We start from the raw sequence: 13,900 nt of genomic DNA, 5'->3' as shown, positions 1-13,900 counted from the left end.
TTACAGTTATCAAAAAGTGATAGCGCTTACATAAAACTGGATTACAACTAATTACAGGTCTAAAAATGAGCAAATAGTGTAAAAGTTGTATTTTCTTAAAACATGTAAGAAGTGGAAGCTAAATCCCTAGAAAAGATAGGGATAAATAGAGCAGCGATAAAAGGTAGGAAATAACTAATGAAAAAGACTGAAAACAAATATAGGGACAATGTTAATAAAGTCGATATATAAAGTTAAATTTCAATTTAACATCTAAAACGGGTATTACTATTCAACTTATTTCAAATGAGAATAAATAATTACTAAATAGAATATAAATGAAATATAAAATAACTAAAAGAAGCTTATTTTGTATGAGAAACAAACAAAAAACACACTTCATTTACATAATTTAAATATAAATCGTAAAAACCTTTTGTAAAAAATTGTAAACAACCTATTTGAGTAGATGAGGAAACTCGTGTTTCCTTTTTACATATATCTGTAGCTTAGCAAACAGTTTTATGTTTTTTGTCAAAACACGATGAACACGGTAATAACCAAGATAAAAAATAATGCACCCGCGCTATCGTTGGCAGACAATAACCGGGCACATTATGTTAAGGAACTGATTTAACCAGTTATGGCAATGAGTAGCGCAAAATGCGTTTAACTACCGAGCCATATTGTTTGAAAAAACTACCTGTGTTGTATTGAATACCGTGTTCACGAAATACCTGTTGCACTTTAGGTGCAATTTCACGGTAACGTTTTGCAGGCATATCTGGAAATAAGTGGTGCTCTATTTGAAAGCTTAAATGCCCTGTTAATACATGAAACCACTTACTACCTTTAATATTTGATGAACCCAATGCTTGGCGGTAATACCACTGCCCTTTTGTCTCGTTTTCGCACTCTTTTTCACTGAATGTTTTTACATCGCCAGTAAAATGACCACAAAATATAATGGTTGATGTCCATAAGTTACGTAGCAAATTGGCAATTAGATTACCCACTAATACCCATAAAAAGAATGGCCCTGCTAACAATGGGAAAATTAGGTAGTCTTTAATTAATTGGCGCGCGCCTTTACTAAAAAACCGTGTTTTTAATTCGCTGTGTGGCACTTTGTAATCGCGGTTCTCTTTTTTCTTACCAAAAAACACGCGCTCAGCGGCAAGCTCGTGATACGACACACCCCACTGAAATAACATACTTAAATTTAAGTATGTAATAAATTGCCAAAGATTTTTTACTCGCCAGCGAAAGTCGTTTGATAAGCGTAATAAACCATAACCAAAGTCGCGATCTTTACCGATAATATTGGTATAGGTGTGATGCTCAAAGTTATGTACACGGTTCCAGCTTTTACCATCGCAGGCAATATCCCACTCGTATGCTTTAGAGTTAATGTGCTTGTCGTTCATCCAGTCGTACTGGCCGTGCATTACGTTATGACCAATTTCCATATTGTCGAGTATTTTAGCCGTTGCAAGCGCAAGCACACCAACAAGCCAAAGCCACGGCGTAACAAAGCCAAGCACCAATAAAATACGCCCCGACCATTCTAAAATGCGCTGCATAACGATTACACGGCGAATGTAATTTGCGTCTTGCTCACCCACTTTCGCCATAGTTGTTGATTGAATTTCGTTTAGCTGCTCGGCTAATAAATCATAATTTGGTTCTGCTACTGTGTTCACGCTTTAAACTCCACATCTGACACCACTTGCGATACACATAATTGAATTAACTCTTCACCGTAATCTGATAATTTACCGGTGCGAATATCACGCACTATCCCTTTTTTCTTTACGCATTGGCATTGATGGCAAATACCCATGCCACAACCGTAAGGCACATTAATCTTGTTTGCCTGAAACTGCGCTAAAAGCGGCTGTTGGTTATCGGCTGTAAATTTAATGCCGCCATGATCCACCTGAAAATGCGCTTTTTCATCACCATGTACATGCAAATTAACTAGGGAAAAATGCTCACTTGAAATTGATATTTGATGGGCTTCTGCGTAATCATAAATAGTTTTATAAAAATCATTTGGACCACACACCAGCCACTTTGAATTATGAAACTCGGATAGCTTTTCAATAACATCGCCATCACTACTTCGACTCAATAAGGTAAAGGTAAAATTTGCTAAGCGATTGCTTAAGCTCTCAAGCTCTGCAACCAGTAAATGCTCACTTGGTTTTGCGTAGTACACCAAATGAATAGGATCTACTTGTTCGTGTAAATTTTGATGCAGCATCGCAATAAATGGCGTAATGCCTGAGCCAGCAGCAAACAGAGTAACCGCACCGCTCTGCGGTAATAAAAACGTTCCCTTTGGTTTTGAAATATTAACCCACGAATTAACCTGTAAGCGCGATAAATAAGGGGTAAATGCGCCTGCATCTTGCTGCTTAACGACTAAACGAATTGCCCCTTCGTGCATCGCCTGATTTGGGCTTGAAGCAATAGTAAACACACGCGTTACTAATCGGCCGTTTATCTCTAACGTTAGTTCAATGTGCTGCCCCGCTTTATGAGTTGGCCAACGGGACTCTGTTTTTAACTCAATCGCAAGTGTTCGATTAGCAATAGCCTGAACCGCAACCACTTTGGCTCGATAATAACCATCGCGCCAGCTTGGCTTAAATAATTGAATTACAGGCTCAATATATCCCGCCATCGATGTGTGATGGAAAAACTGTTTACTGAACCAGTTAGAAAGGGGGTTTAACAAAACATTCATATTTTAGGCTTACACATGTACGCTCAATCAGCGCACAAGTGTACGCTGAACAGGTGTTTTTTTTCAAGCCCCCTAATCGGTAAAATAGAGTTTTTACTTTAAATGAGGGAGAAGGCAATCATTCAACCAAGTTACTAACATATGCCTCTAATTAATTTAAAGCTAATTAAAACAATAGCTTAATATTTTTTAACTCTTGATAAATTGGCTATTACAGCATCGGTTTTATTTATGATTATTTTTTAAAAAAGTTTGATGGGTTTGATTTGAAAAAATCTTTAACGAGGATATTTAAGTAAATGATTGAGTTCGTTTTATGATATCTAAAAATCTGCTGCGCCAGTGATCTATATAAACTCACCTAACTCCAAAATTCCAATTTTAAGATTTGATCAAATCTCAACAGATTAAATAATAAACTTGTTTTTGTCGAAATCAGGTAAGTATAAATTCATGTATAAAATCACCTGTATAAAATCACCTAACTCCAGAATCTGAACTTAGATTAATTTCATTAAAACAGTTAGTTAGGCTAATTAAACCGAGAAAATGGCGGCTTTTTTCTAAATTAGTTCAATTTTTTATCGATTATTTTTTCAGTTTTTTTGAGAGTTGGATTTGGTAAGAATAACGGTTTTGAGCGTTCAAAAGATTGTCATTGTCATCTATCGCTATTAACCAAGCTCTCAAAAACAGACGTTCAACTAACACGTCTTCCCACAAAACGTGTTTATAAGAATGCCGCAAAAGAGCGAATTGCAGCCTTTGAATAAACTATTCCATTTCCATATCAAATTTTTCATTGTTAGAAGTAAAAATCATGCCTATTCGATTTCTTAATGATTATTTTCCCCTTAATAATATTAACAGGCAATTTGCCTGTTTTCTGCAACTGATAAAATGTTAATTTTCAAATAACTATCTGACTAGTAACAACTAATTATTAGTGTTATAAATTGCTTTAGAATGTAAACAGGCGATGTTGCGGTAGAAAAAGAGGCAACTTGCCTCTTAATAAACTGTTATGTTCTAGGAGGAAATTCATGATTAGGGAAATCACAAAAGCCGATTTTGAGTCGTTTTGGCCAACATTTTCAGCGGTAATTCAGGCCCAAGAAACGTATGCCTTTGACCCAAATATGACGCTAGAACAAGCATTCGATCTATGGTGTGAATCTCCCCTGAAAGCTTTTGTTTTCGTGGAAAATGACGTTGTACTGGGCTCTTACTACATCAAGCCAAATGCAATGGGGCCAAGTAGCCATATATGTAATTGTGGATATATGGTTTCAAGCGAAGCTAGGGGTAAGGGCATTGCACGTCTTATGTGTGAACATTCTCAGGAAATTGCTCTAGGGCTTGGCTTTGATGCCATGCAATTTAACAGCGTGGTTTCTACCAATGAAGTTGCGGTGAAGCTTTGGGAGAAGCTAGGGTTTCAAATCATAGGTACAATCCCAAAGGCATATAAGCATGCTCATCTAGGGTTAGTTGATAGCTACGTCATGTACAAATGGCTACGAACATAACACATATGAACCTTCTCGGGTCAAGTAAGCATAACGATTCTTTTTAGCTGCTTTTAAGCAGCTAATTTGTATTGGCAATTCTTAAATCAGTTCAGCTTCGTTATGTCGGTTAGCCATTAAAATCGTTTACGGCAAACACATATAGGGGCGTTACGCAGTAATCTCTTATTGCGATCTCATCGCTGCCTAAATCAGTCGATACAACTTATCGTTTAGGGCCACTAGACATTTATCGGTTAACCTTAATCTAGCGCTACTCAAGGGGATGGCTCATTCGTCCAGTTAGTTAAAGGTGCGTTACGCAGTAATCAGCTAAGGTGTAAACGATTCAATTCATTGCTTAAATTAATGCGCACCAACGGGGTGTCTAATCAAGGCTAAATAGCTTATTACTTCGACAACACTTACCTGTCACATTCAGCTTTTGCTGACTTAAACACAAATAGTACATGGTTGTTCATGCCTATCTAGTTAGGTGTATAGCTCACCCCATTGTGCGACTTAACTTTTTAAAAAACGTTCATCATCGAATACCGTCTTGTTTTTTAGCATAAAATAAACACAGCGCCCGAGCTTATGGGCGAGCACTGAGAGTGCTTTGGCTTTACTCATGCGCTTTTGTAATTTGTTTAAGTAGTTCCGAGCTTTGTCGTTACCACGTAAATAAAGCACAGCGGCTTCACTAAATGCCCATTTTAAGTGGCCATTACCAATTTTATTGCCACTGGTGCCATAGGTTTTGCCAGCAGATTCTGCTTTACACTTAACGAGCCGACAATAAGATGCGAACGTTTGTACAGACTCAAAGCGATTAATATCGCCAATTTCATATAAAATAGTCATCGCTAAAATAAGACCAATGCCAGGTATGGTGCGAAGTTGAGCGTAATAGTTTGGTTGATGCTTTTTAGCTTTGCTTTCTAAATAATATTCCAGCTTTTTAAGTTCCTCTGCGTAGGCATCGAGTATTGCTAAATCAAAGTTCACATTACGTTGAACAGCTTGGTCGTCAAAACGCGTTTGGAATTCTTGGCGAACACATTTGTTTTTCATGTGTAATTCGAGCTGTGGGTAGTTGTACTGGCTGTTTGTATTAACAATGTGCGCTTTTAGTTGTGCGCCATGCTGAACCAGTCGCGTTCGCCTGCGCAGTAAATCACGTGTTGAACGCATATTAGCAGGATAATTGTAAGCTAGCGGAAAATTGCCACCGCGCAATAGGCTTGCGATTTTATAAGAATCAATCTTATCATTTTTGGCTTTGCCACCATGAATGGCTTTCATGTATAGCGCATGACCAAGTACGAAATCGATATCATGTTCAGCACATAAGTCACTCACCCAATACCAACAATGCATGCATTCAACGCCAACAACAATATCTTCTAGATAAGGAGAAATGAGCTTAAATAACTCATGTCTATCAGCTTTTATTTTCTGATGAACCACTTTATTGCCACGCTCATCAAGAATGCACACGTATAAAATGCGTGCATGAAGGTCAATTCCACAATAATATTTGTGAAAAGTAGTATAGAATTTCATTGAGCTTTCTCCTTTTGGTTTGGTCGCCTTGAAGTTTAGCTATTCGCTAAACTTCGGGGAGAAGGTTCAATAAGTATCAAATAGTTTAAAAGTGGACAAATTATCAAGGCATTAATGCTAGGACTCGATGGAAATCGAAATATTAAAAGTACGGAGAAAATAAATGGATTTTAACCAAACTAAACAAATTCTTGAAACTGTCGCATCCCATGGTAAATCTGGATGCGGTATTATAACTTTGGCAAATCAAACTAATATTAGCCAATCACAACTGAGAGAGTTTCTCGATTCTAATAATGACTTTTTCTGTCAACTAAACAATAAATCCACCTATACACTAAACGCATTTGGTAAATACGAGGGCTCTGTTGAAGCTATGTTGCAATCTGTTTCAGAGCGCAATGAAAAAACAAAGTTAAATCAATTGATTTTGGTAGCATGTGTTGCTTTTATTTTTGGGTTTATTATAGGCGGCATATAACCAGTTGCTAAAGCGCATTTCGGCCAAAAATACTGCCGGACTAAGCTATGGCGACACCATTAAGCAAAGCGGAACTGTGTCTAATAAAACAAGGAAGTAAAACATGATTAAAAAGATAGTCTCTATTTTAATAGCAATATTAGGTGCTTGGATGTACCTTCATGATGACCCCATTTTTGGCGTTATTCTTGTCTTTACCGCGCTTCTAATTTATCGACATGCTGACTTTGGAGTAAGTGTTTATTCCGAATTTGATTCGTCGACTGACTCTAACTCTAGCTCGGGAAGTGACGGTGACTCGGGTGGAGATTAACTTCCGCTGCAACAAGCTGGATAAGTGAGACAAATAATAGTTGGCTGTTGCTTATGTTTTGCCAATTTAAGCCAACTATTTTATTTCAGTAAAACACGGCGCAGCATTGGTAAAGAATCAGCATTAAACGTCTAACAAATATTCCAGATTTAAGTGATTTTAAAGAAAAAACTCCAGAGTTAGTTGAGTTTACCCAGCGCGCTTTGAAGCATTTGATAATAGACTGCGCCAGTAATTTTCCATTTATTATTAATAATTAAGGTCGGAGTAGATGTAACGCCGAAGCTTTGTGCTAGCTGTCTATCACTTTGGATTTCAATTTCTCTATCGGTAGAATTAATATCATCAAGAAAAATAGACTTATCTAATCCAACTTGCTCTGCAATATCTGCAAGTACTTGTAAATCTCCAATGTTTCTATTTTCACTCATATGTGCGTGTGTAACCGCATCAAAGTAATCCCAATACGTATTTGAACCACCTTGTTTTTCAGCGGCTTTACACGCTTTTAATCCAGGCGTTGAAAATGGATACTCAAACGCTTTTTGGCGCATGCCTTCAACATTGATGCGTTGAGCGTCATCAGCGAGTGCACATTGCTCCCAATGCCCAAGAATAATCTCCTTTGCTTGTGGCATTGATCCGAACTTGCTGATCATCTCCTCGCGAGATGCGGAAAGTGCAAATGCATGGTGATGTACATCTAAATCAAACTCTTCTGCTAGCTTTCGTAATCTAGGGGAAAAGACATAACACCAGCCACAAATTACATCATGGAAAAAATCAATTCTAATCATATTCTGTTGCTCTAAGATAAAGTAAGCGTTTTATTTACCAAGTTATTTCTGGTCCAGCAGGAATAATGCGATGTGGATTAATATGAGCATGAGAGAAATAATAATGCTCTTTCATATGCTCGATCTCTATCGTTGCTCTGATACTTTCAACGTTTAATAAATCAAGCATATATCGATACAGGTGAGTAAACGCTTTTAGTGGTTTTTTATTCGCTTTAAAGTGCACTTCATAAACAGCTTCAAATCGAACCAATGTCGGAAGTAAAAAAAGGTCCGACAATGTGATAACTGAGCCGTGTAAATAGGTGCTTTTTGATAGGGTTTCATCCAGTTTTATTAACGCATTAAACAAAGTATCACTCGCTGAATCATACTCATGTTGCGACTTTGCAAAGCCAACGTGGTAAACCTTTCTGTTTACGTTTTGATGCAACCAGCTATTCAACCTCTCAATGTCTTCTTTCAAATTGCTTGGAACAAGCTCTACTTTATTGGTAGCCATTGATAACCAGTTAGTCGCAAGCTCCATTGCTAAGTTAGATGAATCATTACTAGCAATCGTATTGTTTAGCTTATCCCAAAGAATAGGAACAGTTACTCTACCTGTATAATCTGCTTTTGCTCTAAGGTATAACGCTGCTAAATTTTGTTGCTCATATATTGGGTCTGGATTTTGGTCATCGAATAACCACCCTTCAGAGTATCGTTTAGCCGCAACCGACGAGAATGTAATTGCATCATTCAAACCCAAATAGTTAATAACTAATAAAGGTCTATGAGCAAATGGGCACGCGTATGACATATACAAATGATATCGGCCCGCAGTACTTTCAATATTATGCTTAAAGCTATCTTCCAAAGTGAGGTCTGCAACCTCTTTTTGTTCATTCCAAATGCCTTTTTCTAAAACTGCCATTGGTAATTCCCCCGTATTTAAAAATTCATTACAACATTGAGCGCAACATCCACGCTGTTTTCTCGTGTTCGCGCATTCTGTCAGAAGCTAATGCTGCTGAAGATTCATCATCTCCGTCTTGGGCTGATGTCAGTACTTTGCGACACGTTTTCACGACTTGTTCATGAGCATTAAGAAGAAGTTCAATCATATCTGTTGCATTTGGAACAGTATCAACTTGCGCAATAGCGCTTAGTTTTATGAATGCCTGATATGTGCCAGGGGCAATAAGGCCAAGGGTTCTAATTCTTTCTGCAATCTCATCTACTGCTGTAGCTAATTCGGTGTAGTGCTCTTCAAACATGAGGTGAAGCTCTCTAAATTGGCTACCGGTGACATTCCAATGAAAATTGTGTGTTTGCAAATACAGTGTGTATGTATCAGCCAACAGATGTTTAAGCTGTTCACCAATGGCTAGCCTGTCTTGTTCTTTTATCCCAATGTTTACATTCATATCAAAAACCTAATCCAGTACTTAAAAAAATTTGCGACACTAATCTGTTTTAACTGCATTACTTCAACGCAAATCACGTATTGAAATAGTAATTGACCATTTTTGGTTGATAAACTATAAGTCAGTTGTTTTATAATTTACTCATAGTAAACAAAAGAGGTGATTGTGGATAAAATAAGAGCGCTTACTGTTTTCAGAAGAGTTGTTGAGATCGGCAGCTTTACGGGCGCCGCTGATGACTTAAATTTATCAAAAGCGGCTATCAGTAAAAATATTAATGAGCTGGAAGAGTACCTAAAAAGCCCTTTGATAAATCGTACAACGCGTAAGTTGCATGTTACTGAAAGCGGGCAGCTTTATTACAATCAGGTGTGCAATATTTTAGATAACTTAGAAAGTGCCGACTTATCTGTGATTGAATCTTCCAATACTTTAAAAGGCACACTAAAAATCAGCATTCCTATGTCAGTCGGTTTACTAGAAATTAATCCTATCATTTGTGAATTTATGCATGATCACCCAGATCTTTCGATTGAAGTGGTTATGAACGACCAATATGTCGACCTCATTGAAGAGGGGATTGATGTTGCAATCCGCGGTGGCGCAGAGTTAAGTAATTCAAGCCTCAGATCTCGAAAATTAATCGATATGAGAAGAATGCTTTGTGCTTCGCCAAAATACTTATCTAGATCAAATGAAATAACGCAATTAGCAGATCTTATGCAGCATAAGTTTCTCATCTACAGTTTTTCATTTTCAGCGCGCAGCTGGCGCTTCAGACATGAAGATGAAACGAAAGAAATCACGCTTCCACCGAGCGCTTATGTTGTAAATAACGGTTTAGCACTTAAACAAGCGGCTTGTTCAGGCCATGGAATATTATTGTTACCAGATTTATTTGTAAAAAATGAGATTGAATCGGGAGAGTTAGTTGAAGTTTTGCCTGATTGGAAAGCCGATAGGCATTCCCTTTATGCTGTTTATCCGTTCCACAAAGAGCAATCGCAAAAGATAAGAGCATTTATAGATTACATTGTGAAGCACTTTGAGAATATCAATTCATCCTTGTAAACAATACATATTTGTTGGAAAACGTTACTTTTCTCTCAATCGTTATGTTTTGCCGGTTTTTTTATTCGTGGTTTGCAGTATTAAGGTCGCAATAATCGACAAAGCCTTTCGCAAGCACTTTTTTGGTTAACGTCATTCGGTGTTTTTTCATCAAAATGACAGGTAACAACACAATTACGGCAATAAATAATCTGAGTAAGGTAAGAGAAAAGGCGTTTATCACACCTGATAACTGTGCTGTTGATATAAACGAAGCTGCGACAAGCGCCGTTACTAATAGCGAAAGGAAATGGTATTTAAAGTTTTGCATATCTAGCTCTGTAATAAAAGAAACCAATAATCAGCGCTTGGCTAATTTTAATGGCTTAACAATAACAATCTCTTTGATTTGTTAAATAGGGTTTGAGTGGCTTTACTGTTTACTAGAATGAAACTATGAAGAAAATTAAAATGAAAAAAGACTAAATTAAACGTGTTTGTTTACCATTAGTAGACAATCAGTTTACGCAATTGCTGTTTATCACGTCAACTTATGTTTCTAGACTGAGCATTGAAACATAACTCATCGTCCGATAACTTTTGAGGAGAATGAATGATGAACAAATGGTTTAACTTAATACTAGCGAGTGCAATGATAATTGCGCCTATCGCACAAAGCCATGCAAAAGCAAGCTCTACCGCAGGCTCACTTACCCTTTATTACAGTGATGGCAGTGCGCCAACACAGGGTGTTAAAAACGTTAACGCTGTACTAAAAACTGTGGGCGTACGCGTAAGCACAGTCGCACTGCCAAAAGCAGCCAAGCCGATTTTAGAAATATCTAAAAACAGGGCAATCACTAAAGAAGAAGCTAATAGTCTAATTTCTCACTTTTCTTTACATAGAGGTGAACTATTAGATTTAATTAAGCAGGCAGGACGCGCCCCTGAGGCACATCGAGGCGGATTTTTATCAACTTCAGAAATTGGTGTAGCGCCATACCCTAAAGTTTATGATATGAAAGCGATGAACCAAGAAGTAAAGCAGTACTTGCAAGAAAAGTTTGGCAAGTTACATGTTAATAGCTCTGATGATGGCGTAGGCATTGATGAAGTGATGACCATTGTATCTGGTGGTCCGTGGACTTGGTTTTTCAGTTTACCTGGCAACGTGGTTGGTAAATTAGTACTTGGTGAAGTACCTACAGATGGTAAGGCTTGGCGTATTAGTTATCCGGGTTTAGGTCCACATGGTGGATTTTTAGACTCAGATCACGGATTAGTTGTTGCCTATGCTCACGGTCCAAAGCATTTTGTTATGCGCTATGAAGAACCGAGCGTAGAAGGTTCAGAACTGCTTGGAACTAACCCTTGGATTGATTTCAGCGGTGACGTACCAAAATTGAAGAAATAATACACTAACGACCAAGCTTTACCGCTTGGTCGTTTTTATCTAACCCAAATAGACCCCAAATATAGTTCAGTTAACCCCTTTTGCTATTTTTAGCATTCGTTAGGAAGTAAGGACAACCCTTACCGCTACAACAAGCTATTTAAATTTAACAAATTAGCATCTAGCACTAGTCTAATTAATTGATAAAAAGAGCAATGCTTCTAAACTATACATATGCCCTGCTCACCCGTAACTTTGTATGATTTTCAAAATCCCTATCACCTGTATGCTTTGTACTTTATTAACTCTTTTGAGTGGGTTACCGTTTAAAACATACGCACAAACACCGAGTTCTGAGGCTGATCTTTTCTCCTTATCTATTCAAGAGTTAATAGACATCGAAATTGATATCGCGTCCAACGATAAAAAAGGCATTTACGAACAACCAAGTGTCATAACATTGATCACTCGCAGTACCATTGAGAGTTCTGGCGCACGTTATTTAAAAGATTTATTAAAACAAGTACCTGGTTTTTGGCTTGGCACCGATACCTTGGGCACATTCTCGGTAAGCTTTCGTGGTATTTGGGGCATGGAAGCTAAAATATTATTGATTATTGACGGCATTGAACAAAATGAAATGGCATTTGGCTCACTTGTTTTAGGTAATCGCTATCCAGTAAGTAATATCGCTCAAGTAGAGATCATCCGTGGCCCTGGATCAGTTAAATATGGTGGCCAAGCAGCTTTGGCAGTAATTCGCGTCACCACATTAAACCAAGCTACCGGCGACAATAAACTCAACCTGATGACAGACATTGGTAAAGCCGGTTTTCATAATGGCATTGTTGGTTTTACTCACTCGGGCGAAGTAACACTCAATGCTTCCCAGTTAGAATATGGTCTTTCAGGTAGCTTAGGTTATGGTGATTACAGTAATGACACTTGGCAAGCGCTGGACGGTTATCAATTTAATTTGCAAAACAATAGCAACTCTCAACCGACTAACCTCAGCATGAATCTGCGCTATAACGGCTGGGATTTAAATGCACAATATGAAAAGTTAAAACAGGAAGACCGCCTATTGTTTGGTGACTCGGGATTATTTTTCTCGCCAAACCAGCGTTACACACAAGCCAACGAATTGTCTTTTTTACATCAGGCGATTAGTTTAGGTAAAGAATGGCAGCTCAATAATAAGCTCGCGTTAAGCAGCAAATTAACTTATACCAATCAAAAGCCATGGAATAGCCAAGGGCAATATGGTCATGATCTTTCACGTAAAATAAACCGTTCGCGCATCGATATACAAGGTTTGTATGCGTTAGCTGACAACAGCAGCCTATTGATTGGCTCACATTATTATTATGAAAAAGCCGAAGTTAGCCAATCTTATATTTTCGACCCAACAGTGCGTTATTTTGGCAGTAATAACGCATCAAATAATGATTATTCGCTATACGCTCAATACGAATCAGACTGGAATTTTGTCAACGTGCTTGCTGGTATTCGTTACGAAAATCACGATTTAGCTGGGCCTGAGCTGGTGCCTAGGCTGTCACTGACCAAAACGTGGGATAAGCTCCATACAAAATTAATTTATAACGAGGCGTTTAAAATACCGCAGTTCGATACTGTTGCCAGCGCGCACAATGCGGGCACACCCATATTAGATCCTGAAACCACTAAAAGTTGGGAAATGGAAACAGGTTATCAGTTAACCGAAACAGTATCACTCGTAGGTAATTTGTATTTATTACAAGTAGATAATTTTATTGGCTTTAACCCGCAATCAGCCAGTAACACCACGCTCGGTGACTTTAGAACCATGGGTATGGAGCTGCAACTTAAATGGCAATTAGAGAGGCTCCACATCAACGCCAATTATTCATTTTTTACCGTTGAAAAAAGTAATATTGACTCCTTTAAAATCCCATCAAATAAAGATGCGGTTTTGGGTATTCCAAACCATATGTTTAAAGCTGATTTCCACTATCGTTTTAATGCCAACTCACGTTTTCATATACTGGGTAGAGTTATTTCGGGTCAGTATGCTTGTACTAATGATCCAAACTTTATCTGTGGCGAGCCTGAAAAGTTAGACGCTATTTATGATGTCGATGCCTTCTATCAATATAGAACCACACATACGTTATGGAACATTGGCATAAAGAATATACTTAATAGCAATGTTTATGCAGTACAGCCCTTTAAAGGGGGTCAATCCCCTATAAACCACGAAAGTACACGCATAATGTTGGATTTTCAGTATTCGTTTTAACAAAACGCGCGAGTTCTAGCACAAACGAGTGACTTGCTCAGCCATTAAAAGGGCGTTGCATTTGTGTTTAGGTTTTAGCTATTTATCGCGTCCGTTTGGAAGTAGAGACGACCTAACCGTTCCATTTTCATCAGGGACGGCCCCGCCAAATATTTATTAGGTGGGCGTTTATATTCTTGAGTTATTTTACGCTAATCGGTACATCACGTTTCGAAATTGTATGGGTTTCGTTACTCGGCACTCACACATCCGAAAAATCTCATTTTTATGCTCTTCAACTGTGCACTTACATGGCTTTATGCTTGCATCAGCTTGGCGTTGCCAGTAAAACAATTCCAATAACGGTAAATTATGCTATCTAGGTTGGTATT

Annotated in this window: 13 protein-coding genes; 6 read left to right on the top strand and 7 right to left on the bottom strand. The window is 38.0% G+C overall.

Annotated elements, in window-relative coordinates:
* Nucleotides 1-620 precede the first annotated feature (620 nt).
* Nucleotides 621-1,613, bottom strand: a complete 993-nt coding sequence (locus ACXAFE_RS19390) for a fatty acid desaturase family protein (RefSeq protein ID WP_475157789.1) — start codon at nucleotides 1,611-1,613, stop codon at nucleotides 621-623.
* Nucleotides 1,614-1,678: 65 nt separating this feature from the next.
* Nucleotides 1,679-2,731 carry a flavin reductase family protein gene (locus ACXAFE_RS19385; protein ID WP_475156679.1) on the bottom strand — a complete coding sequence of 351 codons (1,053 nt, stop codon included), beginning with the start codon at nucleotides 2,729-2,731 and terminating at the stop codon, nucleotides 1,679-1,681.
* A 1,043-nt stretch (nucleotides 2,732-3,774) separates the two neighbouring features.
* Here ACXAFE_RS19385 and ACXAFE_RS19380 point away from each other — a divergent pair.
* On the top strand, nucleotides 3,775-4,260 hold the full coding sequence (locus ACXAFE_RS19380; RefSeq protein WP_475156674.1) for an N-acetyltransferase family protein: 486 nt from the start codon (nucleotides 3,775-3,777) through the stop codon (nucleotides 4,258-4,260).
* Between the two features lie 501 nt (nucleotides 4,261-4,761).
* Here the strand turns inward: ACXAFE_RS19380 and ACXAFE_RS19375 are convergent.
* A complete protein-coding gene (locus ACXAFE_RS19375; protein WP_475156669.1) occupies nucleotides 4,762-5,805 on the bottom strand; it encodes an IS110 family RNA-guided transposase in 1,044 nt (347 codons plus the stop codon).
* A gap of 163 nt (nucleotides 5,806-5,968) precedes the next feature.
* Between ACXAFE_RS19375 and ACXAFE_RS19370 the strand changes: the two genes are divergently transcribed.
* Nucleotides 5,969-6,286, top strand: coding sequence for a hypothetical protein (locus ACXAFE_RS19370; RefSeq protein ID WP_475156664.1), 318 nt, complete (start codon nucleotides 5,969-5,971; stop codon nucleotides 6,284-6,286).
* Between the two features lie 151 nt (nucleotides 6,287-6,437).
* Nucleotides 6,438-6,599 (top strand): hypothetical protein, encoded by a 162-nt coding sequence (locus tag ACXAFE_RS19365; protein ID WP_475156662.1) that lies wholly within the window; start codon nucleotides 6,438-6,440, stop codon nucleotides 6,597-6,599.
* A 179-nt stretch (nucleotides 6,600-6,778) separates the two neighbouring features.
* Here ACXAFE_RS19365 and ACXAFE_RS19360 read toward each other — a convergent pair whose 3' ends face one another.
* From ACXAFE_RS19360 to ACXAFE_RS19350, 3 genes are read right to left on the bottom strand one after another with little or no spacing between them, the layout of a single operon-like run.
* Nucleotides 6,779-7,396 carry a DsbA family oxidoreductase gene (locus tag ACXAFE_RS19360; protein ID WP_475156660.1) on the bottom strand — a complete coding sequence of 206 codons (618 nt, stop codon included), beginning with the start codon at nucleotides 7,394-7,396 and terminating at the stop codon, nucleotides 6,779-6,781.
* Between the two features lie 34 nt (nucleotides 7,397-7,430).
* Complete coding sequence (locus tag ACXAFE_RS19355; protein WP_475156653.1) at nucleotides 7,431-8,312, bottom strand: glutathione S-transferase C-terminal domain-containing protein; 882 nt, start codon at nucleotides 8,310-8,312, stop codon at nucleotides 7,431-7,433.
* A gap of 28 nt (nucleotides 8,313-8,340) precedes the next feature.
* Nucleotides 8,341-8,805 carry a Dps family protein gene (locus ACXAFE_RS19350; RefSeq protein ID WP_475156650.1) on the bottom strand — a complete coding sequence of 155 codons (465 nt, stop codon included), beginning with the start codon at nucleotides 8,803-8,805 and terminating at the stop codon, nucleotides 8,341-8,343.
* A 165-nt stretch (nucleotides 8,806-8,970) separates the two neighbouring features.
* Here ACXAFE_RS19350 and ACXAFE_RS19345 point away from each other — a divergent pair, with 165 nt between their 5' ends.
* Nucleotides 8,971-9,876, top strand: coding sequence for a LysR family transcriptional regulator (locus ACXAFE_RS19345; RefSeq protein WP_475156647.1), 906 nt, complete (start codon nucleotides 8,971-8,973; stop codon nucleotides 9,874-9,876).
* Nucleotides 9,877-9,937: 61 nt separating this feature from the next.
* Here the strand turns inward: ACXAFE_RS19345 and ACXAFE_RS19340 are convergent, their stop codons facing one another.
* On the bottom strand, nucleotides 9,938-10,186 hold the full coding sequence (locus ACXAFE_RS19340; protein ID WP_475156645.1) for a hypothetical protein: 249 nt from the start codon (nucleotides 10,184-10,186) through the stop codon (nucleotides 9,938-9,940).
* A gap of 282 nt (nucleotides 10,187-10,468) precedes the next feature.
* Between ACXAFE_RS19340 and ACXAFE_RS19335 the strand changes: the two genes are divergently transcribed.
* Nucleotides 10,469-11,269: a hypothetical protein gene (locus ACXAFE_RS19335; protein WP_475156643.1), complete on the top strand. Its 801-nt coding sequence runs from the start codon at nucleotides 10,469-10,471 to the stop codon at nucleotides 11,267-11,269.
* A 238-nt stretch (nucleotides 11,270-11,507) separates the two neighbouring features.
* Nucleotides 11,508-13,529 carry a TonB-dependent receptor plug domain-containing protein gene (locus ACXAFE_RS19330; RefSeq protein WP_475156641.1) on the top strand — a complete coding sequence of 674 codons (2,022 nt, stop codon included), beginning with the start codon at nucleotides 11,508-11,510 and terminating at the stop codon, nucleotides 13,527-13,529.
* Nucleotides 13,530-13,900 lie beyond the last annotated feature (371 nt).

The organism is Pseudoalteromonas sp. ABV4_021, assembly GCF_056159365.1.
This window is presented reverse-complemented; position numbering and strand designations above follow the sequence as displayed.